Origin of the sequence: Glaciimonas sp. PCH181, assembly GCF_003056055.1 — a bacterium.
Lineage (GTDB): Bacteria > Pseudomonadota > Gammaproteobacteria > Burkholderiales > Burkholderiaceae_D > Glaciimonas.
In genome coordinates this window covers 220,725-244,222 of record NZ_PYFP01000002.1, presented here as the reverse complement: position 1 = coordinate 244,222, position 23,498 = coordinate 220,725, and the positions used below count along the sequence as shown (strand labels likewise).

General features: G+C 49.2%; 23 protein-coding genes and 1 other RNA gene. 14 read left to right on the top strand and 10 right to left on the bottom strand.

What is annotated here, in order from left to right; genetic code table 11:
* Positions 1-318: 318 nt before the first annotated feature.
* From C7W93_RS14155 to C7W93_RS14105, 11 genes are all read left to right on the top strand, one after another.
* Positions 319-1,956 carry an OFA family MFS transporter gene (locus tag C7W93_RS14155; RefSeq protein WP_108440846.1) on the top strand — a complete coding sequence of 546 codons (1,638 nt, stop codon included), beginning with the start codon at positions 319-321 and terminating at the stop codon, positions 1,954-1,956.
* A 308-nt stretch (positions 1,957-2,264) separates the two neighbouring features.
* Positions 2,265-2,726, top strand: a complete 462-nt coding sequence (locus C7W93_RS14150) for a formate dehydrogenase subunit gamma (RefSeq protein ID WP_225869960.1) — start codon at positions 2,265-2,267, stop codon at positions 2,724-2,726.
* A gap of 20 nt (positions 2,727-2,746) precedes the next feature.
* Entirely contained in the window at positions 2,747-4,357 is a 1,611-nt protein-coding gene (locus C7W93_RS14145) for an NADH-quinone oxidoreductase subunit NuoF (RefSeq protein WP_108442121.1), read from the top strand.
* A gap of 112 nt (positions 4,358-4,469) precedes the next feature.
* Positions 4,470-7,328: a formate dehydrogenase subunit alpha gene (gene fdhF / locus C7W93_RS14140; protein WP_108440845.1), complete on the top strand. Its 2,859-nt coding sequence runs from the start codon at positions 4,470-4,472 to the stop codon at positions 7,326-7,328.
* Positions 7,329-7,346: 18 nt separating this feature from the next.
* A complete protein-coding gene (gene fdhD / locus C7W93_RS14135; RefSeq protein ID WP_108440844.1) occupies positions 7,347-8,183 on the top strand; it encodes a formate dehydrogenase accessory sulfurtransferase FdhD in 837 nt (278 codons plus the stop codon).
* A 60-nt stretch (positions 8,184-8,243) separates the two neighbouring features.
* Positions 8,244-8,468 carry a formate dehydrogenase subunit delta gene (locus C7W93_RS14130; protein ID WP_108440843.1) on the top strand — a complete coding sequence of 75 codons (225 nt, stop codon included), beginning with the start codon at positions 8,244-8,246 and terminating at the stop codon, positions 8,466-8,468.
* A 186-nt stretch (positions 8,469-8,654) separates the two neighbouring features.
* Complete coding sequence (locus C7W93_RS14125; RefSeq protein WP_108440842.1) at positions 8,655-9,173, top strand: FUSC family protein; 519 nt, start codon at positions 8,655-8,657, stop codon at positions 9,171-9,173.
* A 129-nt stretch (positions 9,174-9,302) separates the two neighbouring features.
* Positions 9,303-9,551, top strand: a complete 249-nt coding sequence (locus C7W93_RS14120; protein ID WP_108440841.1) for a DUF904 domain-containing protein — start codon at positions 9,303-9,305, stop codon at positions 9,549-9,551.
* Positions 9,548-9,859 carry a cell division protein ZapA gene (locus C7W93_RS14115; RefSeq protein ID WP_108440840.1) on the top strand — a complete coding sequence of 104 codons (312 nt, stop codon included), beginning with the start codon at positions 9,548-9,550 and terminating at the stop codon, positions 9,857-9,859. The genes C7W93_RS14120 and C7W93_RS14115 overlap by 4 nt, the downstream gene beginning before the upstream one ends.
* 126 nt (positions 9,860-9,985) lie before the next feature.
* Positions 9,986-10,165: non-coding RNA, 6S RNA (ssrS, locus tag C7W93_RS14110), on the top strand.
* Positions 10,166-10,413: 248 nt separating this feature from the next.
* Positions 10,414-10,881 carry an EVE domain-containing protein gene (locus tag C7W93_RS14105; RefSeq protein ID WP_108440839.1) on the top strand — a complete coding sequence of 156 codons (468 nt, stop codon included), beginning with the start codon at positions 10,414-10,416 and terminating at the stop codon, positions 10,879-10,881.
* 13 nt (positions 10,882-10,894) lie between these two features.
* Here C7W93_RS14105 and lgt read toward each other — a convergent pair whose 3' ends face one another.
* From lgt to C7W93_RS14090, 3 genes are all read right to left on the bottom strand, one after another.
* Positions 10,895-11,704: a prolipoprotein diacylglyceryl transferase gene (lgt, locus tag C7W93_RS14100; RefSeq protein WP_108440838.1), complete on the bottom strand. Its 810-nt coding sequence runs from the start codon at positions 11,702-11,704 to the stop codon at positions 10,895-10,897.
* Positions 11,705-12,601 (bottom strand): LysR substrate-binding domain-containing protein, encoded by an 897-nt coding sequence (locus tag C7W93_RS14095; protein WP_108440837.1) that lies wholly within the window; start codon positions 12,599-12,601, stop codon positions 11,705-11,707.
* A gap of 134 nt (positions 12,602-12,735) precedes the next feature.
* Positions 12,736-12,975, bottom strand: a complete 240-nt coding sequence (locus C7W93_RS14090) for a TIGR04438 family Trp-rich protein (protein WP_108440836.1) — start codon at positions 12,973-12,975, stop codon at positions 12,736-12,738.
* Between the two features lie 222 nt (positions 12,976-13,197).
* Between C7W93_RS14090 and C7W93_RS14085 the strand changes: the two genes are divergently transcribed.
* Positions 13,198-13,506, top strand: a complete 309-nt coding sequence (locus C7W93_RS14085) for a c-type cytochrome (RefSeq protein ID WP_108442120.1) — start codon at positions 13,198-13,200, stop codon at positions 13,504-13,506.
* Positions 13,507-14,152: 646 nt separating this feature from the next.
* Here the strand turns inward: C7W93_RS14085 and C7W93_RS14080 are convergent.
* Entirely contained in the window at positions 14,153-15,298 is a 1,146-nt protein-coding gene (locus C7W93_RS14080; protein ID WP_108440835.1) for a branched-chain amino acid ABC transporter substrate-binding protein, read from the bottom strand.
* Positions 15,299-16,040: 742 nt separating this feature from the next.
* On the opposite strand from C7W93_RS14080, the gene C7W93_RS14075 reads away from it, so the two are divergent.
* Positions 16,041-16,535, top strand: coding sequence for a prepilin-type N-terminal cleavage/methylation domain-containing protein (locus C7W93_RS14075; RefSeq protein ID WP_108440834.1), 495 nt, complete (start codon positions 16,041-16,043; stop codon positions 16,533-16,535).
* Between the two features lie 165 nt (positions 16,536-16,700).
* On the opposite strand, the gene C7W93_RS14070 is transcribed toward C7W93_RS14075, so the two are convergent.
* Complete coding sequence (locus C7W93_RS14070; RefSeq protein WP_108440833.1) at positions 16,701-17,864, bottom strand: branched-chain amino acid ABC transporter substrate-binding protein; 1,164 nt, start codon at positions 17,862-17,864, stop codon at positions 16,701-16,703.
* Between the two features lie 314 nt (positions 17,865-18,178).
* Entirely contained in the window at positions 18,179-19,324 is a 1,146-nt protein-coding gene (locus tag C7W93_RS14065; RefSeq protein ID WP_108440832.1) for a branched-chain amino acid ABC transporter substrate-binding protein, read from the bottom strand.
* A 203-nt stretch (positions 19,325-19,527) separates the two neighbouring features.
* Between C7W93_RS14065 and C7W93_RS14060 the strand changes: the two genes are divergently transcribed.
* Complete coding sequence (locus C7W93_RS14060) at positions 19,528-20,037, top strand: Lrp/AsnC family transcriptional regulator (RefSeq protein ID WP_108440831.1); 510 nt, start codon at positions 19,528-19,530, stop codon at positions 20,035-20,037.
* Positions 20,038-20,277: 240 nt separating this feature from the next.
* Here the strand turns inward: C7W93_RS14060 and C7W93_RS14055 are convergent, their stop codons facing one another.
* The 4 genes from C7W93_RS14055 to C7W93_RS14040 all read right to left on the bottom strand — a co-directional run bounded on the left by C7W93_RS14055 (position 20,278) and on the right by C7W93_RS14040 (position 23,417).
* A complete protein-coding gene (locus C7W93_RS14055) occupies positions 20,278-21,597 on the bottom strand; it encodes a D-amino acid dehydrogenase (protein WP_108440830.1) in 1,320 nt (439 codons plus the stop codon).
* A 251-nt stretch (positions 21,598-21,848) separates the two neighbouring features.
* Positions 21,849-22,283, bottom strand: a complete 435-nt coding sequence (locus C7W93_RS14050; RefSeq protein ID WP_108440829.1) for a hypothetical protein — start codon at positions 22,281-22,283, stop codon at positions 21,849-21,851.
* Positions 22,284-22,329: 46 nt separating this feature from the next.
* The gene (locus tag C7W93_RS14045) at positions 22,330-22,755 is read right to left on the bottom strand and encodes a DNA polymerase III subunit chi (protein WP_108440828.1); all 426 of its coding nucleotides are present in this window, start codon (positions 22,753-22,755) and stop codon (positions 22,330-22,332) included.
* A gap of 20 nt (positions 22,756-22,775) precedes the next feature.
* Positions 22,776-23,417, bottom strand: a complete 642-nt coding sequence (locus tag C7W93_RS14040) for a glutaredoxin family protein (protein ID WP_108440827.1) — start codon at positions 23,415-23,417, stop codon at positions 22,776-22,778.
* Positions 23,418-23,498 lie beyond the last annotated feature (81 nt).

Genomic DNA, 23,498 nt, shown 5'->3' with positions numbered 1-23,498 from the left:
TCCATAAAATCCAGCAGCGCATTTAACCGTCTTGCATCCTTATTGCAATTCAGGGTGGTGCGGATTGTTGCTACTAATTTGGTGCTCACTGATTCAGCTGAGTGGGCGCGGGTGAGGATGATAAATGAGAGCCATTAAATTACACTATTTCAAACAAAGCAATATGCAAAATATTACCTATTGAAGATTGCCAATCTTAATGGTATTTTGTTCCCTGCGCCCCACACTATCCGCATAATAGATAAATAATATGAGGAACATGTCCAAACATATGTAATTCGATACATATAATGATCGTCTTACAAAGGTGGGGGACATATGAATTTATTATCGAAAGAGCGGACTATTGCCGGAGCGGGATTCAATCGGTGGCTAGTTCCACCGGCCGCGCTGGCAATTCATCTGTGCATCGGGATGGCGTACGGTTTTTCAGTTTTCTGGTTGCCTTTATCCAAGGCGATCGGCATTCGAGAATCCATCGCTTGCGGTAAAGATATCGGTTTTTTTGCAGAGATATTCGCCAGTAATTGCGATTGGAAGATCTCGATGCTGGGTTGGATATTTACGATGTTCTTCGTCATTCTGGGGACATCGGCAGCAGTCTGGGGTAGCTGGTTGGAGCACGTTGGTCCACGCAAGGCAGGTGTTGTCTCCGCATTGTGCTGGTCTGGTGGCTTACTGATTTCAGCCCTCGGGGTGTATACACACCAAATTTGGCTGATGTGGCTGGGTTCGGGAGTGATCGGCGGGATTGGTCTGGGATTGGGTTATATCTCGCCAGTATCGACGTTGATTAAGTGGTTTCCGGATCGGCGCGGTATGGCTACCGGGATGGCGATTATGGGTTTTGGTGGCGGCGCGTTGATCGGTAGTCCACTGGCATTTAAGTTGATGCAGCATTTTGCGAACGATACCAGCGTCGGCGTTTGGCAGACTTTTGTCGTGATGGCGGTCATTTATTTTGTTTTCATGATGGCAGGGGCGTTCGGTTATCGGATTCCTCCGTCGGGCTGGAAGCCGCATGGCTGGACAGCGCCAGCGGCGACTAGCAACACGATGATCACGCAGAAACATGTCCACGTCAGCAAGATTTGGGGCATCCCGCAATTCTGGTTGGTGTGGCTGGTGTTGTGTCTGAATGTGTCGGCTGGGATTGGCGTGATTGGTATGGCGTCACCCATGTTGCAAGAAGTGTTTGGCGGGCGTTTGCTTGGCGTTGCGACGAAATTCTCTGAATTGTCGTTGGAACAAAAAAGTGCCATCGCCGCGATTGCAGCAGGTTTCACCGGCTTAATCAGTTTGTTCAATATCGGCGGTCGTTTTGTATGGGCATCCTGTTCAGATTATCTGGGCCGCAAGAAAACGTACATGGTGTTTTTTGTGTTGGGCTTTATCTTGTTCGTTAGTTTGCCTTGGTCTGGCGCAGCGGGAAGTATGGCGTTATTCGTCTCAGCGGTATGTCTGATTGTCTCGATGTACGGCGGTGGTTTTTCGACAGCACCAGCGTATTTGGCTGACCTGTTCGGGACCCAGATGGTTGGCGCGATTCATGGCCGTTTGTTGACTGCATGGGCGACGGCCGGGATTTTGGGCCCGGTGGTTGTCAACTACATGCGTGAGTATCAATTGTCGTTGGGAATGCCGAGAGAATCGGTTTACAACACAACGATGTACATTTTGGCTGGTATGTTGGTACTTGGCTTGATCTGCAATTTGTTGATACGTCCGGTCGCCGCAAAGTATTTCATGACGCCGGAAGAACTGGCGCAAGAGAAGCATCTTGCGCACGAGAAAATCGCCAGCAATGGCACTGATGCCCCAGTCGTAGTCGATATGCGTTTGATCGGTACTGGTGGAAACCCTGCGTTGCTGGTGTTTTCATGGGCAGCGGTTGGTATCCCGTTGGTCTGGGGAATTGCCGTGACTTTACAAAAAGCGTTTGTGCTGTTCAAGTAAGAAATTGCAGCAAATAGGTTGAAAATAAGGGTTGATCGACCTGCAAAAACAAGGATAAAAGTAAGAAATTTTTATCCTTGTTTTTTGGTCGATCAAGTCCTGAAGTAAATATATAAAGAAATATAACGTAACGTAAGTTCAAGGCGAGGGCGGGTGTTTGGTACCGCCCGGCGCGCTATTCGACGCATTGGCAGGAGGTTGCTGTGAGCACGCAAAGTATTACAGAGAAGACATTTATTCTGCATCAGGTTAAGCCGGGTATCGGCAATAAAATCAGCCCCAAGGCTGCTACCAAACCTGAAAGCTCGATAGAAACAAAAGCGCAGGTTGCGGCCATCATTGCCGAACTAAAACCGATGCCCGGAGCGATGCTGCCGATATTGCACGCGATTCAGGATGCGGTCGGTTATGTGCCATCGGATATTGTGCCGCTGATTGCTGACGAACTGAATTTGTCACGCGCAGAAGTGCACGGCGTGATCAGCTATTACCATCACTTTCGCCAACATGCGCCCGGCAAACACGTCGTACAAATCTGCCGCGCAGAAGCATGTCAGGCGCGTGGATCAGTCGCACTTGAAGCGCACGCCAAGCAAACATTGGGCTGCGATTATCACGGGACGACTACCGATAAACAATTTTCGCTGGAGGCAGTTTATTGCCTCGGCCAATGTGCTTCAGGCCCAAATATTATGATCGGCGACGATTTATATGCACGCGTTAGTAATGATAAATTCAACCGCTTGTTGCAAACCAAGCGAGGCGTTTGATGGCTACTTTACCTACTGATATGAACGCTATTCCGGTTATTCCTACCGTCGCTGCCGTCACGGCGATCACTATTTATGTGCCACGCGATTCCACCGCGATTGCGCTTGGCGCAAATCAGGTTGCTGATGCGATTGTTGCAGAAGCGCAGGAGCGCGGCATTCCGGTGAAATTGATTCGCAACGGCTCACGCGGCATGTTTTGGCTGGAACCGCTGGTCGAAGTCGCGACTGCTGAAGGGCGCATCGGTTACGGCCCTGTGGAGTTGGAAGATATCGGTGCGTTGTTCGATGCTGATTTTCTGAATGGCGGGGCGCATGCGTTGGCCTTGGGTCTGGTTGATCAGATCCCTTATCTGAAAAATCAAGAGCGTCTAACGTTCGCCCGCGTCGGTATTACTGACCCCGTTTCGCTCGATGATTATCTGGCGCACGAAGGCTATGCAGGTTTGCAGCGCGCGCTGTCGATGTCACCTGAAGCAGTGGTGCAAGAGGTGTTCGATTCCGGTTTGCGCGGACGTGGCGGTGCGGCTTTCCCAACGGGCATCAAATGGAAGACAGTCGCCAATGCGCAGGCTGGTCAAAAGTATATTGTCTGCAATGCAGACGAAGGTGATTCAGGTACTTTCTCGGATCGAATGGTGATGGAGGATGATCCTTTTGTGCTGATTGAGGGCATGACCATTGCAGCGTTGGCGGTGGGCGCTACGCAGGGTTACATCTACGTGCGGTCAGAATATCCGCATGCGATTGTGGCGTTGAATGAGGCGATTGCGGTTGCCAATGCGCGGAGTTATCTCGGCAAAGATATTTGTGGGTCGGGCAAGACCTTTTATCTGGAAGTCCGCAAAGGCGCGGGCGCGTATGTTTGCGGTGAAGAAACCGCGCTGCTGGAAAGCCTTGAAGGCAAACGCGGCATGGTGCGGGCTAAACCGCCGCTGCCTGCGCTGGAAGGTTTGTTCGGCAAGCCAACCGTGATTAACAATGTTATTTCGCTGGCGTCGGTGCCGATTATTCTGGCGCGTGGCGGGGCGTTCTATAAAAATTATGGGATCGGCCGATCCTACGGCACGTTGCCGATGCAATTGGCGGGCAACATCAAATTTGGCGGCTTGGTTGAGAAAGCTTTCGGCGTCACGCTGCGTGAATTGTTATTCGATTTCGGTGGCGGCACAGCCAGCGGGCGCGTGATTCGTGCGGTGCAAGTCGGTGGCCCATTGGGACCGTATTTGCCTGAGTCGCTATTTGATACCAAGATCGATTATGAGAGTTTTAGCGCAGTCGGCGGCACAGTCGGCCACGGCGGCATCGTGGTATTCGATGACACGGTCGACATGGCGAAACAGGCACGTTATGCGATGGAATTCTGCGTCGCTGAATCGTGCGGGAAATGTACGCCTTGCCGCATCGGTTCAACCCGTGGCGTGGAAGTCATCGACAAGATTGTTGCCAGAGCAAACGATGGCGAAGATCAACCGCGCCAAGTTACTTTGCTGCGCGATTTGTGCGACACCATGATCAATGGTTCGTTATGCGCGATGGGAAATATGACCCCGCTGCCAGTCTTGTCGGCGCTGAATAATTTCCCTGAAGATTTTGGTATCGAAGCAGTGCAAGAAGTCGCCGAACATTAGTAACGGAGCGATGGTTGCCTTAATCCGGCAGCCATCCGGTTTGATGTCAGACCGCAATAAATATTGTGTAACCATGCGCGTATCACCTTCCCGGGTGTAAAAGGATGCAGCTATGAACCAGATGAATGAACTTGATTACGGCACGCCAGAAAAGATTTCTCCGCAGTTAGTTTCGGTGGAAATCGATGGTGTTACAGTCGAAGTCGCCGCCGGTACTTCCGTCATGCGGGCTGCTGTCGAAGCCGGTGTAAATGTGCCAAAACTTTGCGCTACCGACAGTTTGGAGCCGTTCGGCTCCTGTCGTTTGTGTCTGGTAGAAATTGATGGCAAGCGTGGTTATCCAGCGTCTTGCACTACGCCTTGCGAACCAGGTATGAAAGTCCGTACGCAAACGCCTAAACTGGCCGATATCCGTCGTGGCGTGATGGAACTGTATATCTCTGACCATCCGCTTGATTGCCTAACTTGCCCTACCAACGGTAATTGCGAGTTGCAGGATATGGCTGGCGTAGTAGGTTTGCGCGATGTGCGTTACGGCTACGAAGGCGACAATCATTTGAAGATGAAGAAGGATGAATCGAATCCTTACTTTACCTATGATCCGTCCAAGTGCATCGTCTGTAATCGTTGCGTGCGCGCCTGTGAAGAAACACAGGGTACTTTTGCGCTGACGATCGATGGTCGTGGTTTTGAATCACGCGTATCCGCCGGTCAGATGGACAGTTTCATGGAGTCGGAATGCGTCTCTTGCGGCGCTTGCGTTCAGGCCTGCCCGACTGCGACGCTGACCGAAAAAACAGTGATCATGATGGGTCAGGCTGAGCACAGCGCCATCACGACTTGCGCGTATTGCGGTGTTGGGTGTTCGTTCAAGGCCGAGATGAAAGGCAATGAAGTCGTGCGCATGGTGCCGCATAAAGACGGCAAAGCCAATCATGGTCATTCCTGCGTCAAAGGACGTTTTGCCTGGGGTTATGCCACGCATAAAGACCGCATTACTAAACCAATGATCCGCAGCAAGATTACTGATCCATGGCGTGAAGTGTCGTGGGATGAAGCGCTTGGTTACGCTGCCAGCGAGTTCCGCAGGATTCAAGCCAAGCACGGTAAAGACTCCATCGGCGGCATCACTTCTTCGCGTTGTACTAACGAAGAAACGTATCTGGTGCAAAAGCTGGTTCGCGCTGCTTTCGGTAACAATAACGTCGATACTTGCGCACGCGTTTGCCATTCGCCAACGGGTTATGGTTTGAAGCAAACATTGGGTGAATCCGCCGGAACGCAAACCTTTGATTCGGTCATGAAATCTGATGTCATCATGATTATCGGTGCCAATCCAGCCGCCGCGCATCCGGTTTTTGCATCGCAAATGAAGCGCCGTCTTCGTCAGGGCGCGAAGTTGATCGTCGTTGATCCGCGCACGACCGAGATGGTGAAATCGCCGCACGTTCAGGCCGATTACCATTTGAAATTACGGCCTGGCACTAACGTTGCGTTGATTACTGCGTTGGCGCACGTGATTTTGTCTGAAGGTCTGGAAGACAAGGCGTTTGTGGCTGAGCGTTGCGAGACTGCATCGTTTACAGAGTGGAAAGAATTTGTCTTGCGTCCGGAAAATTCGCCCGAAGCGATGGCTACCGTGACCGGTGTCCCTGCTGAAGAATTACGCGGCGCAGCGCGTTTGTTTGCCACCAATGGTAATGGCGCGATTTACTACGGACTGGGCGTGACTGAACATGCGCAAGGCTCGACGATGGTGATCGGCATTGCTAATCTGGCGATGGTTACTGGCAACGTTGGCCGTGAAGGCGTCGGCGTCAATCCATTGCGTGGTCAGAATAACGTGCAAGGTTCTTGTGACATGGGTTCGTTCCCGCATGAATTGCCGGGCTATCGCCATGTATCGGATACCACGATTCGGACAGAATTTGAGCAGGCATGGGGCGTGACGCTGAGTGCTGAACCGGGTTTGCGGATTCCAAACATGTTCGATGCTGCGCTGGATGGTAGCTTCTTGGGCCTGTATTGCGAAGGCGAAGACATCGTTCAATCCGATCCTGATACGCAGCACGTGATTGCGGCAATGTCGGCAATGGAATGCATCGTGGTACAGGATTTGTTCCTGAACGAAACAGCTAAATACGCGCATGTATTCTTGCCGGGTTCATCTTTCCTGGAAAAAGACGGTACGTTCACCAACGCCGAGCGCCGCATTTCTCGCGTCCGTAAAGTGATGCCAGCCAAGGCCGGAAAATCCGATTGGGAAGTAACAGTCGCGTTGGCGAATGCATTGGGTTACCCGATGCATTACAAACATCCATCCGAAATCATGGATGAGATCGCCGCGTTGACGCCAACCTTCACCGGCGTCAGTTATGCCAAGCTGGACGAAGCCGGAAGTCTGCAATGGCCTTGTAATGCGGCTGCGCCAGAAGGTACACCGATTATGCATATTGGTGAATTTGTGCGCGGGAAGGGCAAGTTCATCAACACGCAATATTTCGCTACGGATGAAAAAGTAACACTAAAATTTCCGCTGATTCTGACGACTGGCCGGATCCTGTCGCAATACAACGTCGGCGCACAAACGCGTCGTACCGAGAACGTGGAATGGCATAGCGAAGACAGACTGGAAATTCATCCGCATGATGCTGAGGATCGTGGCATCAAGGAAAATGACTGGGTCGGTATTGAATCGCGCGCGGGGCAGACGGTATTGCGTGCAACCGTGACAGAGAAGGTGCAGCCGGGTGTGGTTTATACTACATTCCATCATCCGGAATCGGGTGCTAACGTCATCACCACTGACAATTCAGACTGGGCGACGAATTGCCCTGAGTACAAGGTGACGGCGGTGCAGGTCATGCCAGTCTCGCAACCGTCAGAGTGGCAGAATAACTTTAGTCAGGTCAATGAACAGCAGTTGCGCTTGTTGCAAAGCGCATCCGCAGAAACAGCGGCCGCCAAATAAAGCAGGAGTACGTTGTAAATGCGCAGCATAGAAGGCAGCTTCACCACGGCCGATTATCCGACCACCGCAGACGTTGCCATTGAAAAATGGCGCGATGGTCAGGAGTCGTCGGCGCGTGACGTGGTGGCAGAAGAAGTGCCTATCGCGCTGGAGTACAACGGTATTTCGCATGCGGTAATGATGGCGTCGCCAGCCGATCTGGAGGATTTTGCACTAGGGTTCTCATTAAGCGAAGGCATTCTGGCTGATTCTGGCGAGCTGTTCGAGTGCGAGATTGTGACTGCCACGGACGGTATTCAAGTCCAGATGCAGATCGCCGCGCAACGGTTCATGGCGTTGAAAGAAAAGCGTCGCAATCTGACCGGGCGCACCGGTTGTGGATTGTGTGGCGCGGAAACGCTGGCGCAAGCTATTCGCAAACCGTCACCGGTGAAATCCAGCGCTAGTTTTTCGGTGGTGACTTTGCATGCTGCGGTCGAGAGCATGCAAAAACAGCAACAATTGCAACAGGTGACAGGTGCTACCCACGCTGCGGCCTGGGTCCAGAAAAATGGTGAGATTTTATTGGTGCGCGAAGATGTCGGTCGCCACAATGCGCTGGATAAACTGATTGGTGCGTTGTCGGCCGACAAACAGGATTTTTCTAGCGGTGCGGTACTGATCACTAGCCGAGCCAGTTATGAAATGGTGCAAAAAGCCGCGACGATGGGCATCGGCTTGATCGCAGCGATTTCTGCACCGACGGCGTTGGCAATCAGATTGGCGCAACAGGCGGACGTCACGTTATTGGGCTTTATGCGTCAGCATTCGCATGTTGTGTATGCGAACGGTCATCGTTTGTTGATGAGCAAATAGCGTGCTTGCGTGTTTTTTAGCCCCTTCGCTCTTGTCGTAATGTAGAAATGGAATAAAGCAATGAACGTAGAAAACCTGATCAAAATGGCCAATCAGATTGGCTCCTTTTTTGAAACTATGCCCGATCGCCCGCAGGCAATGACCGATTTCTCGATGCACATCAAGCGCTTTTGGGAGCCTCGGATGCGTAACGCATTGCTAAAATATGCGGAGCAGCAAGAGGGCAACGAATTGAAAGAAATCGTTCGTGAGAGTATTCGGGTGCACGCTGACGCTATCCGGTAAATTTTGTTCGGTAAGTTTGAAATGGTTAAAAACGACCGCCACCTTCGATTTCGGAAGTGGTGGTCGTTTGGCATTTGTCGGCTAAAATGACGAGACAATATGTATTTGCCATCATCGCGTAACTCAGCAAGCGCCCTCCGGCACTACACGCTATGCGCTTAAACCTCGCTTCATAGTCTGGATACAATGGAATTTCAATTCATCAGTCCCAGAAAAAATGCCCTCGTTTATCTCATCAAGATACTTACAGGATCGTTAATTACCTGGTACGGATTGCGCGCGTGTGGGATTGTCGAACCGTATTGGGCGATGATTTCTTTGATCATCGTGACCGAACCGGATATCACGTTAGCCAAAGCGAACTTCAAAGTGCGTGTGATCAACACGATCAATGGCTCGATTGTTGCCTGTCTGACGCTGGTGATATTGGGGCCAGGATTTTTTCCAATGCTGATTGCGCTGGCGATATCGGTATTAGTGGCAATGTTGCTGCACAACTACCCCGCGAACTGGCGGCTTGGCCCGGCAACGGTCGTGATTTTGATGTCCGCAGCGGTTGAGGGAACCGGCTTGCATGAGGAGCTTCATCTGGCCATGTTGCGGGTGGCAGAAGTGCTGGCCGGCAGCAGCGTGGCATTATTGCAGGCATTAGTCTACGGCCATTTGATTAAACATGTGACAAGCGAGAATACTGAATTGCCTTGATCAGAGCAGCTGCGGCTAGGTGCTTGCAAAGGCGCAAGCTAACTCAAATGACAGATTCACGGCTGAATCGGTGAAATTCATTGATCGAATCTATTGACGTAGATTCATGGGCGCTACTATAGTGGCGACATGATTTCAGAATTCCACCAACTATCCGAAAAAATCCGGCAACTCGCCGAATTAACCCAGACACTGCGGCATGAAAATGCTGACTTACGTCTTAATGCCGCTACGCTAGTCAGCGAAAATGCGGACCTGACGCTGCGTGTTACCGAAGCGCATCAGCGTATTAATGAGGCGCATCAGCGGGTTGCCGCGCTACTCGAAAAAATTCCGGTAGTACCGGAAGACGACACGCAAGTTCAGGAGAGCGTATGACCCAGTTGAATGTCCATATCATGGGCCAGCCTTATATTTTGTCTTGCAAAGAGGGCGAGGAGGCAGTATTGCAACAAGCAGTCGCTTATCTGGATGGCAAGATGTGCGCGATCCGCGATGCCGGAAAAATCCGTGGTAACGATCGCATCGCAGTGATCGCAGCCTTGGGTATGGCAGCAGAAATGTTATCTGCAAAAGCGCCTGATGGTCCTTTGTCGGACCTGACGATGGCCGAAGTAAAGCAAAAAATCTCCGCTATGCATACTGTATTGGATCAAGCGCTGGGGCCGCAGGAAGTGTTGTTTTAAGGCGTATGGATGCTGCATTTTGGGACGCGTTTTTAGATGAATTTTCTGATGCATTTTTAAACGACTTAGGACTGTTTTAAATTTATTCCAAAGTGTTTGACATGGACTATGTTTGGAGTAAACTTAGCGCTCCTACCGTGTTCGCCATTGCCATAATTCCTTGAACCATTTTTACGCAGCGGTTACGGGATATCGTTCGATGGGAGTGATCGTCGCTAGTTCGATGAACCCGAAGTTGAACTAACTGTAGCCAACTTGAACCTTCTTGGTTCAGGATGCCGGCAAAGCGGCACTGGTGGGAATCTAATTTAGAAGCGGTTGCATGCAAATGCAGCCGCTTTTTTTATAGGGCTGCTGTTTGTGTGTCAGCACTATGCAATGCCAGGCCCACCGCGGCTGTATGGTGTCTGCGCACATTGATGGCGGCGTCTGATCGTTCGGCATGTGCGCTGCTGCCAGCTTTTATCGCCAGATATTAATGTGGCGCTGCATGTAAATATATGCAGTGCCGAAACAACTTCTTTAGCCTTGTTTTTATTTTCGGCAGACAAAAAATGCACTATTGGCTAATGAAATCCGAACCCGCAGATGCCAGCATCGATGACGTGCTGGCGATGCCGGATCAAACGATCGCCTGGTATGGCGTAAGAAATTATCAGGCGCGTAATTTTATGCGCGACCTGATGCAGGTTGGCGACGGTGTCCTGTTTTATCATTCCAGTTGTGCAGAGCCGGGCATTGCGGGGATTGCTGAAGTGGCGAGTATTGCGTATCCGGACGATACCCAATTCGATCCGGATAGCAAATATTTTGATCCCAAAGCCACCCGTGAGAATCCACGCTGGATGTTGGTCGATGTGCGCGCGCTTAATAAAACTGAGTTGCTAAGTCTGGCCGTATTACGTGCGCAGCCAGCGTTGGCCGAGATGCAGATTTTGCGGCGCGGCAATCGTCTCTCGATTACCCCTGTCACAGCGGCTGAATGGCACTGTCTGATGAAGCAATTGACAGTGACATCCTAGCGCGCCGATCAGGTTATTGACTGGTAGCGTAGCGCGGCGTCCGATACGCCATCACCAGCAGAATAATCCCAAGTATGACCATCGGTATCGACAGCATCTGTCCGGCCGAAATTGTTATTCCACCAAACGTCACGTTGTAGTCCGGAATGCGGAAGTATTCAGTGAAGAATCGGGCGCAGCCATATAACAAGCTAAACATACCTGCCACAGCCATGCGTGGTCGTGGTTTGCGGGAAAATAGCCAGAGTATGATAAATAGCAAAATACCATCTACCAGCATTTGATATATCGGGGATGGATGGCGTGGCAGATTGTCTACATTCGGCCAGATCATCGCCCACGGCAACGACGCATCGGCGATGCGACCCGGTAGCTCGGCATTAATAAAGTTACCCAGTCGACCAGCGGCGTAACCGAGCGGCACCATCGGTGCGATGAAATCCATGATGTCCATCACCTTGCGGCCCTTTTTGCGGCCCCACCACGCCATAGCTAGCAGTACGCCCAGAAAGCCGCCGTGAAACGACATTCCGCCGTTCCAGACCGCAATGATTTGCGATGGGTTGTGGAAGTAAAAACTGGGATCGTAAAAGAATACCTGACCGAGTCGGCCACCGATGACGACGCCAAGCACGCCATAAAACAGCATGTCATCTAAATCTTCTTTTTTCCATCCGGCGGCAGCGATATGCGGCTGTTTAATTCTGATTCTGCCGACCCAAATAAACTGGACGAATGCCAGTAAATACATCAGTCCGTACCAGCGGACATGAAGTGGGCCAAGCGAAAAGGCTATCGGGTCGGGCATTGGATGTATCAGCATTTATGGTTTCTTTCGTAACAATTCTAAAAAGGCTTGTAATACGGGTGAAGTATTGTCTTTGCGCCAAGCCAGACCAGTTTCGATCAGCGCAGTCTCATCTTCCAGCTCGCGGTATTCAACGCCGGGCCGCTTTAAATTTGACACAGATTGTGGCACAAGCGCACAGCCCATGCCAGCCGACACCAAACCGACGATGGTTTGCATTTGTATCGCTTCCTGACCAATATGCGGCGTTTGCCCGGCATTGCGGAAGCAAGCCAGAATGGTGTCATGAAAGCTGGGTGAAATACGGCGTGGGAAGAGAATCAGCGGTAAGGCACTTAAAGCGCTCAGACTAATTTTTCCCTTCACGCGCAACGCGCTGTGCCCGGACGGGACGGCGACGATCAGTGGCTCCGATAGCACCGGCAAGTAATCCAGCAGCCGTTTTGACGGGTCTGGCAGCGGTGGGATCAGTAAGCCTGCATCAATTTGACCTAGCCCCAATTGCTCAAGCTGCAAATCGCTGGTGGCTTCTTTTAAATCGATCTGGACATGCGGATACGCTTCACGAAATTCTCGCAGCAATGGCGGCAAAATACTGTAGTCGGCGGTGGATACGAAAGCCAACGTTAATAGGCCGGACTCGCCAGAAGCCGCGCGCCGTACCAGATCAGGCAGCGTGCCAGCCTGCTGCAATATGCGGCGTGCCTCGGGTAACAATGCCAGACCAGCGGGCGTTAATGCCACGCTGCGCTTGGTGCGGGCAAACAGCATTGCGCCTATGTCCGCTTCCAGCGCCTGAATTGCTTGCGACAAGGGCGGTTGCGTCATATGCAGTCGGATGGCGGCGCGACCAAAATGCTTTTCTTCGGCAACCGCAAGAAAATAACGTAATTGCCGCATTTCTATCGTCATATGATATCCATATTCATCTAGGACAAATCATAGCTGGATTGACTCAATAAAGGCAATGCCGGAGCTATTTGACGTAAAAAACTGCCATTGAGGCAGCTTTTGGGCGGTGCGGGATAGTCGGGCAAAGTTGGGAATTATTTCTTATCAGGACGCTTAGTGGTTTCGAATGTCTTTTTGACACGCTCTGCGCGTACTTTATCCACTTCATCGTGCGCATTTCGTTTGTCGAGGCCCAGCATACGTTCCCCAAACTCAAACCATATAACCGCTAACACCATCAATAGCGCTACCCACCACCAGGAAAAATTGGCGAATGGGCCGATGGCAAAGAATTTCAATCCGACCAGTAAAACAATGACGATAATGAGCGGCATTACACTCCTTTAATTTACTGCGGGCAACTCTTGCCGATACCGCGCAGGATAGGGCGAAAGGTGAGGGTGGTCAACGATCAAAGGCCGATATACGTTAATTTGTCAGTTTCTGGTAAATTACGCTGCGATTATTAGTGATGTCGGATAGTCGAGTACGTTGATTGGGTATGAGACAATCCGGTCGGTGAAAGCAATGAATATTCCTTATTCGGAGAAGAAATGATGAAGCGTAGTCTGTTGATCGTGGCGTTATTGGGTGTATTCGCGTCGGGTAGTGCGTTGGCGGATATTGATCTTGCCAGAGCAAAAAATTGCATGGCTTGTCACGCGATTGGCAACAAAGTTGTTGGTCCTGCGTTCAAGGATGTGGCAAAAAAATACGCCGGTCAAACTGATGTAGAGGACAAACTGGCTCAAAAGGTAATGAAGGGCGGTTCAGGTGTCTGGGGGCCGATCCCGATGCCTGCTAACGCGCAAGTAAGCGATGCCGAAGCGCATACGCTGGTTAAATGGATTCTGTCGTTGAAGTAAGTGATCGGCAGATCGTCGCTGTTGTTGAGATTTAGAAAAGGGGATTTACTAAATGTAGATCCCCTTTTTTTAATTATCAAACATGCAGAGCCGAAGTGCAGAAAAAGGTCGCAAGAGCCTAGAGAGATCGGCACATGTTTGCGCCACTTAGCCTTACGTTGGGACAGTTTACATCGTCATTTATACGATTGTATTTATCGCTAAATGGCGACTATAAACTCATACTACTTTGCCATCATGTGATCTTTCGATAAGAATTGCAACGATCTTTTTGCGTTGTCGGCGACCAGATCGCCCATAGCATTTATAGTTTCTTCCTTACCTAGTCGGACAACATGGCATCCCATTGCGACAGGATCGCTGTAGCAGAGGACGTTTAAAATATAGTACGTGTAGAGATATCGGGAAGAGAGCGGGGTAGTTGTGCGCGACAGAGAGTGACGTATCAAGTGCGTAGTGCAGAGAAACTGACCGAGGCAAGTGCGACGCTAAATATTACTCTCTGCAAAGATATAGGGGCAGAATAAATTGTAAATCTTATGAGACATTCTGACGTGATTTTAATCGTTCCAGCCCTTGAGCTGAGACGATTAAAAACCACTATAAAACTATGTGCAAAGATGATTGTGATTAATCATCTTTGCATTTATTTTGTCACGCCAATGATGGTGCGTTGTCCTGCTTTGTAAGTGTACAAAGTTAACGTCGCATTTTTCATGTCGCCTTTAGTATCGAAAGAAATGGTGCCGGTAACGCCTTTGTGGCTGATCTTTGCCAATGCAGGCAGATACTTTTTAGGATCGGTTGAATTCGCTTTTTGCATCGCATCGACCAACGTCATCAAAGCATCATAAGCATACGGTGCATAAATAATGACCTCATGGCCGTAACGTTTTTTGAACGCTGCTTTATATGCGTCAAGCGCCGGTTTGCCAGCTTCTTGAATCCCGCCAGCCTCAGCACAAACGACCTGATCGTCTGAAAGCGCATCGCCAGCTAGCTTCGGCAATTCGGTCGTACAAATTGCATCGCCGCCCATCAGTTTTGCAGTAATCCCCAACTGTTTCATTTGACGCAGCATCGGGCCAGCGCCAGCGTCCAGACCGCCGAAGAAAATCACATCAGGCTTCTTGGCTTTGATGGCCGTCAGGATCGCGCTGAAGTCGGTTGCCTTGTCATTGGTGTATTGCGTCGCCACGATATTCGCGCCTGCCGCCTTGGCACCTTTAGTGAACTCTTGCGCCAGGCCTTGACCGTAGGCGGTGCGATCATCGATCACCGCGATGTTTTTAGCATGCAGCGTAGCAACCGCATAACGTCCTAAAGCGCCACCCAATTGGCCATCATTTGCGACCACACGGAAAGCCGTATTAAAACCTTGTTGTGTGTATTTTGGATTGGTCGAAGCCGGTGAAATTTGCGGAATGCCGGCATCGTAATAAATCTTGGATGCAGGGATCGTTGTACCCGATTGCAAATGCCCCACCACCCCTTGTACTTTCGCATCAACCAGCTTTTGCGCAACCGCAGTACCTTGCTTAGGATCGCCCGCATCATCTTCTGTCAGCAACTCAAATTTAATTTTCTTGCCACCGATGATAATGCCCTTAGCATTTAATTCTTCCACCGCCATTCTGGTGCCGTTTTCAGTGTCCTTGCCGATGTGCGCTATAGGACCTGTGATAGGGCCAACGTGCGCCAGCTTGACGACCTCTTCCTGCGCAAATGCGCTGCTGGAAAATACCAGTGCAATTACGGCGGACAAAGGAATTAAGTGTGTTTTAAATGACATGCGGTTCCTCCTAAGGATTTTAAATTTAAGGTAAATGATTTCAACGCTGTCGTAGCCGCTTATGGGTTATCTCGGTCGTAATAACAGTCGTTCGACTTTATTGAGCACGCCATAGCGTACAACAATTTGCTTGCGAAGGGGATTGTAAATGACTACGGAATTAATTTCGAATTTTGCTTTTAGTCGGCATAAAAAATTTCGTGAATTGTTGATAGTCGCCATCAGAGAGCCCCGGCTAGATTGGCTGTGCGCGTTGTTTGTATTCATTTTCATAGTGATAAAAATTTTATTATTCGCGCTCATTTTTTGAATATTTTAGCCTGATAAAGATACGAATTTTACTTAAGATAAATTTAATAATTAATCTCGATGAGTATTTTTAGATAGCGTAACACTACCAAAATGAGAGAACAAAATGGCGATTAATGCGCGAGTAAGTAATTACCCTAATAAATTCTTAATACCGCGATTTGGCGATTAGTTGCGTATATAGTTCGCCGACGTTAAAGCGTGGCGACTCAAATGTCGTCTCAACAGTTCGGCTCTTATAGCTTGAGATTGGTTGTGAGATTTTTGTTGTTATACAACGGATTGCCGTCGGTTTGAGGGTGCGGCGTCTAACCAGACAAGAATCTGAATTTAGTATTTTTCTGCTTTTTTTATTTATCGTCTATTAGCTGCAGGTGCGCAATTCTTTTTAAGAATAGCGACTTTTTTCTGATGGAAAAACAAGGGATTATGTATGAAATTTGCGCACTTTAAACGGCAGGTAGAAAAGGGCTTTACCCTGATTGAATTGATGATCGTCGTGGCGATTATTGGGATTCTGGCTGCTATCGCATTGCCTGCTTATCAGGATTACACCGCAAGGGCTAGATTTGCAGAAGTCTATGCCGTTGTCGGTCCGTATAAAACTGCCGTAGCTTTATGTCAGCAAATGCGGGGAACTGTGACAGGATGCAGTTCTGGTCTCCTAGGTATTCCGGCGAGAACCGATGTGGCTACTACACATGTCAGCTCTGTGACTGTTACTGATGGAGTAATTACAGCAACGCCAACCCCCACAACTAATAAGCTGTCTACGCTGATACTGACCCCACTATTTGTGCCAGGAGCCGTTACATGGAATAATAATGGTACGACTAAGTCGGGATGCCTAAGTCCTCAAGCAGCCTCTGATGACGAGGGTGTCAAGGTTCCGGCTCTTTGTGTGGCAGACGTCGCACCGGCTCCATAGCGCCGGCAATAAGCCTACAGTCCTTCATTGAGCAATACTGATGTTATCTTAGGCGGCTTTATTTGCGTTGCATTCTTGGACGTGGGTATTGACACTGATTAGCTTAGATTTGTATCAAGCTTTTAAACGAATTCTCTTGATTCAAATTTGAGCTATTTTAAGATTCTATTTAGTAACCATCACCACTGTGCGTTGACCATTTCTAAAAGTATAGACGGTCAACGCACCATCTTTAATATCGCCATTAGCATCAAACGCAATTTCTCCTGTCACACCTTTGTGATGGATTTTGGCTAGTTGCGGTAAATATTTTTTTGGATCGGCTGAATTTGCTTTTTGCATTGCATCCGCGATTGTCATCACAGCATCGTAAGTGTAAGGCGCATATTGTTTTATCTCGTTGTTGTAGCGTTGCTTGTAGGCGGCTTTGAATGCATCTAATTTTTTCTGTCCCGATTTTTCTACACCACCGGCTTCGGCGCATATTACTTGATCGTCGCGCAGGCTAGCTCCCGCTAATAGGGGTAGTTGATTGGTACAAATTGCATCGCCGCCCATCAATGGTGATGTCATTCCAAGTAGCTGCATTTGATGCAGCATCGGACCGGCGCTTGCATCTATGCCGCCGAAGAAAATCAGATCTGGCTTTTTGCTTTTAATGGTGGTCAGGATCGCATTGAAGTCGGTGGTTTTGTCGCTGATGTATTGCGTAGTCACTATGGTGAGGCCAGCAGCTTTGGCGCTTTTGATAAATTCATCCGCCAGACCTTGTCCATATGCGGTGCGATCATCAATCACCGCAACATTTTTTGCGTGGAGATTTTTTGCCGCATAGCGCCCCAGCATGCCGCCAAGCTGTCCATCGTTGGCGACTACTCTGAATGTTGTATTGAATCCCTGTTGCGTATATTTGCGGCTGGTAGCGGAGGGCGAAATTTGCGGGATTCCTGCATCGTAATAAATTTTGGAGGCCGGGATCGAGGTTCCTGATTGCAGGTGGCCGATGACGGCTTTAACTTTTGCATCGACAAGTTTTTGTGCAGCGGATGTGGCCATTTTTGGATCGCTGCCATCATCTTCCGATTGCAGCGAAAATTGTATTTTTTGTCCGGCGAGGAAGATGCCTTTGGCATTCAATTCTTCAATTGCCATCCTTGCGCCGTTTTCATTGTCCTTACCCATGTGGGCGACAGGGCCGGTCAGTGGCCCGACGTGGCCTATTTTTACGAGTTGTGTCGATTGTTCCTGCGCTGAGTTGTTGCCGGATGCAGTAATGAGCGCAACCGCGATTGTGGTCATTGATGGTAATAATTTGAACTTCGTATGCATGTATTTTTCTTTCAGGATAGAGGTGGGCGCGATGAATATAATGACAAAGGGGCTAGCGCTGTGCATCCTAAAGGTTGCAAATAAGGGGTAATCAGCTGTTAACGGTACGCTTTGTCGCAGCAGCGTTATTGGACTTGTTGCTTCAGTCTGTTGCAGCCAATGTATGTGATTCGTCAGCTTTTAAATAAGCTTTAGCGCGGTGTTTATAAGATGCGCTGAGGAAGAAATAGATCGAGAAATAGAAAAGCGCTCCGACAATAAAGTCGGAGCGCTTTTATTTTTCCAGCTGTAATTTTGCTGGATTTTGCGGCTAATTACTTAGTCACTGTCAACAAAGTACGGACGCCTTTTTTGTATGTGTACAAAGTCAACGAACCATCTTTAATGTCGCCTTTAGGATCGAAAGCGATATTACCTGTTACACCTTTGTGGCTAATTTTAGCCAAGAAAGGCAGGTATTTTTTTGGATTGGTTGATTTGGCTTCTTGCATAGCCTGTACCATCGTCATCAATGCATCGTAGACATACGGTGCGTAAATGACGACGTCTTGATTGAACTTCTGTTTGTAAGCGACTTTGAAATCTTCTAGCGTTTTTTTACCTGCATCTGGCACACCGCCCGCTTCGGCGCAGACAACGTCATCGTCTTTCAGGCCATCGCCAGCCAATTTAGCCAACTCTGTAGTACACAGGCCATCACCGCCCATGAACTTGGCATTGATGCCGAGTTGATTCATTTGACGCAACATCGGGCCACCAACCGCATCCATACCGCCGAAGAAAACCAGATCAGGTTTTTTGGCTTTGATCGATGTCAGGATGGCGTTGAAGTCAGTTGCTTTGTCTGTTGTGAATTGCGTTGCGACAATGGTTGCACCATTTTTCTTAGCGCTCTTGGTGAACTCTTCAGCAACACCTTGGCCATAGGCTGTGCGATCATCGATCACAGCGATATTTTTGGCTTTAAGTGTTGATACTGCGTATTTACCGAGTGTGCCGCCCAATTGGCCATCATTGGCAACCACGCGGAATGCGGTGTTAAAGCCTTGTTGGGTGTATTTCGGGTTGGTTGCAGAAGGTGAAATTTGTGGGATGCCAGCATCGAAGTAAATCTTGGATGCAGGGATCGTTGTACCAGAGTTCATGTGGCCGATTACGCCATTAACGTGGGCATCGACTAGCTTCTGGGCAACAGTGGTGGCTAGTTTAGGATCGGATGCATCATCTTCGCCATCTAGTTCAAATTTTACTTTTTTTCCGCCAATCATGGTGCCTTTGGCATTCAACTCGTCAATCGCCATTTTGGCGCCGTTCTCGTTGTCTTTACCAATGTGCGCGTTCGGGCCAGTAAGTGGACCAACGTGGCCGATCTTGACGACTTCTTCTTGTGCGAATACCGAACCAGCCAGGGCAAGTGCAATAGCGCCGACTAATGGAATCAATTTGGTCTTGATCTGCATGAAATTCTCTCCTGAGGATTTAAAATAAAACTAAATATTACAAAGTCACACACAATATGTGTCTGAACCTTATCCCTCCGTTTGCAGCTTATTAGGTTGCTGCGAACATGCAAACGGTACATCATAAAAAACAGTTCGCAAAGAGGTTTTATGCGTTTTTTCAATCCCTTACCCTCCCTTTATGAGCAAACAACACCAACTATATGAGCAAACAACACAACCTTGATAAGGTAGATCGCAAGCTACTCAATATGCTGCAGCGCGACAATCAAATTCCCACCCGCACACTCGCCGATAAAGCCCATATTTCCCAGCCAACTTGCCTGCGACGTATCCGCGATTTGCGTGAGGCAGGAATCATAAATGCCGATGTCGCTTTAGTTGATCCATTTGCACTCGGTTACGGGATGCTGGCTTTTCTCGAAATATCACTAAATAATCAATCCGATGAACACATGCAGGAATTCGAATTACGCATGAATAAAGAGGTTGAGGTTATGCAATGCTATTTCGTTTCAGGTGATTATGATTATTTCCTGGTGGCGCACGTGATTGATATGGAGGCGTATTATCAGTTCGTCAGAAGGGTCATTTCAGGGTCTGGCAATGTTCGTCACTTTCAATCTCGATTTCCTATGAAGCGGGCTAAATTTGTCACTCGCGTAGCGTTTGATGAAAAAGCCGCGACGATTCAAGTACGTGCAGAAAAATAAGCCGGTGCTCGCTGACGCCCATTAACTGGGCGTTCCATGTTGAAAACAGCACCATCTATGCGCTTATCCGTATTTAAACAATATTAAAGCAATATCTGGACCATGATTCGGTGCCGGAAAATGGATACAAAAAAAGACTACGGCTGAGATATCAACTGTAGTCTTTTTTGTTTTTGTCAGGCCTGAAAAAGGTATCCAGTGCCAGCGCTGTTGTGCTGACATTGGAATGCCTTGCGTTGCTTAGGCGGCTTGCGTTTCACGTGGTTGTATCACCGTTGCAGGCCTTTGACTCGGCACGCCGGTAAAGGCGAAATCGACCTCCGGCTGGCGTCCAGCCATGATTTCGGCAATCGCCCGACCAGATCCGCAGCCCATGGTCCAGCCGAGCGTGCCGTGGCCGGTATTGAGGAATAGGTTGGCAATTTTGGTCTTGCCAATATAGGGCACATTCGACGGCGTTAATGGCCGTAAACCGGTCCAGTAGGTCGGATTGTCGTAATCGCAGGCGTCTGGGAATAATTCACGCGTACGACGCGTAATTGCCTCGCAGCGGGTGGTGTTCAGTTCGCGGGTATATCCGTTCAATTCGCAAGTTCCGGCGACGCGCAGGCGGTCGCCAAGGCGCGATACCACTAACTTGTAACCATCGTCAGTCAATGAAACCGTCGGGGCAGCGTCGGGGTTAATTATTTTATAGGTGGCTGAATAACCTTTGCCCGGATAAACCATTAAGTTGATGCCGAGCGGCTTCAGTAGTTGCTCTGAAAAACTTCCCATGGCAACGACAAAAGCATCGGCGTGCAAGACTTGGTGGCGACCATCAGCACCAATAATTTCGACGCCGGTAATTTTGGCGTTGGCGCCGCTGCCTTCAGTGATCAGCCGGGTAATCGTGGTGTTGTATTGAAACTTCACGCCTGCTTCTTCTGCTTTGCTGGCTAGTCCGGTGGTGAATTTATAGACATCGCCGGATTCGTCATTGTCGGTATAATCGCCGCCGACAATTTTGTTGCGGATGCTGGCCAGAGAAGGTTCGATTCTAACCACTTCGTCGGCGCTGATGGAGTTGCGCGGGCAACCTAAGTCGCGCATCAGTTTAGCCGCAGGCAGCGAGTCGTCGAATTCTTTTTGGTTTGTATAAAAGTGCAGAATGCCGCGTACCAGATGATCGTATTCGATCCCGGTTTCAGCGCGCACGGATTGCAACGTCTGGCGGCTGTATTCGCAAATGGCGACGATTTGGCGAATGTTATAAGCGGTACGCGAGGGCGTGCACTCGCGCAGAAAATTCAAGGCCCATTTCCATTGCAGCCATTCCGGGCGAAAGCGATAGAGTAACGGAGCGTCTTCTTTGCCTAGCCATTTCAATACTTTTAATGGTGCCTGAGGATTGGCCCACGGCTCAGCATGGGATACCGAAATCTGACCGCCATTTGCAAAACTGGTTTCTTGGGCAGCACCTGATTGACGCTCAATCACTGTGACGTCGTTGCCTTCCTTGTTGAGGAACCATGCTGATGCAGTGCCGATAATGCCGGCTCCCAATACGATTACTTTCATGCTAAATCTCCGAATGTTAGGGCTTACGCAAAAGTGCTCCGAAAGGCCATATTTGCTAGCTATTCCTTCGCGATGACCGCTCTTACCGATACTCAGGCGCGTTGCAAGTACACTTTTGCGTAAATCCTAGTCCTTACGAAGTAGCGTTATTGTAAGAAGTTCTGGATTGTTTATGTACTCAATATTGCTATAAAATTTTTCTAAAAAAATCATATTTATTGATATTTTGTTTAATAAACAAAGTATTTTAATTATTTTGTTGTATTTTGAAATTTCGACAATTCCAGTGAGATTGCTTCGGAAATGACGTCATTCAGGGTGTCTTGCAGAGTGTTTTTGATCTGCTGGGCCATTCCGTCGACCACCGATTGCAAAATGCCGGAAATACTCTCGCGCAACCGTTGTTCGATGATCAAATTGATTCTTTCTTGCAATTGTTCCAACACTTTTCCATGCATTTCACGTTGCAGTTTTTCCCAATCCTGAGGACTTAATGTGCTCGTGGACGCTAACGCTGGCGGCATCGTTTGGGCGCTGTTATCGATCTCTACAAACGATTGAGTATGGACGTCATCATCCATGTCCGCGACATCGCTTGCCTGCCAAACTTCGTCTACGGTAGGGATTTCTACTGTCGCAATGACTTCGGTGAGTAGAGGAATGCCAGCGTCGAGCTTGTGATCCATAGACTGTTCTCCTGCGGTCTGGGTGTCTGTTTCTTGGCCTAAGCGGCTAGGCATTGTTTGCAACGAAGTGGGTTAGTGGATATCCACGTTGCTGATAAAAACGGTAGCGATCGCGACTATCTTTCTTGTCAGTCTCATCGAGCGAGACGATTTCAAACATGCGTTCGAAGCGGGCGAAATGGGTGGGGGTGGTGCCGGACAAATTAATTAACACCTGGTGATGCGGCAATTCGACGGTGTTGTTGTCGGTCAGAATGATGGGCGTCTGTATGGCGGCTGGATCTTCTGCTTTTACGTGTGGCAAAAAATCGTGCTCGGAGAACGTCCATAGCATTTGATCCAGTTTGGCCAGGTCATTGGCGCTGCTGGTAAATATGACGATTTGATTTTTTGCTGCGCGGGCTTTGCGTACAAGCCGACAGGTGTATAAAAACTTGTCAGGAATATTCGTATGAAAATCGATATGCGTCATAGTGTGCTGAGGTCTGCTGCTTAAAATTGAAAGCCAGGCGGCGCGTTCCCGGTGGCGGGTAATTGTTGGCCGCTAACGGTATTAGCTTTGTTTTTAGAGGGACTGCCGGTGGCGGGGCTGCCTTTTGTCGTTGCGGCAACGGGTGCTGCCGCCGCGGCCTGTCCGTTGCGGTACGAAGGAGGTAGCTGATTGCTTGCCGGATAGCCGGCTGTGCTTAAGGCTTTGTTCCATACGCTTGCTTCATAGCCATTTTCATTACTACGCCCTATGCGTAGTAATGGAAGTTGGTTTTCGCCGCTGATGGCTTTTAAACGCGCAAGATCTTCATTGGTGCTGATTGTTTTTTCGCTAAATGGAATGCCGCGACTTATAAGAAGGTTTCGTCCGTCGTCGCAGGGCAGACATTTTGCTGATGTGTATAACGTGACCGGGTTGTTCTTGGTGGTCTGCGCCAATTCGTAGGGAAAACCGCTTGCGTCGGCATCACTTTTGGTGATCAGTGATATTTTTTCTACGATTTTTCCTGATGGCGGAGGGCTATCGCTATAAGTAATCTGGCCGTTTGGGCCGATCGATTTATAGAGTTCCGCTTGCGCGCTTGGTGCGATTAACAGGCAGAATGCCAAGCTGGTGATTGAAAATACAGATGCAGCCAGTTTCATCTAATTTTCCTTATATGAAGAGTTGCCGACCAGTTATTCGCTGCGTATTCACCACGGAGCAAGGATTGCGCACGTTGTTAG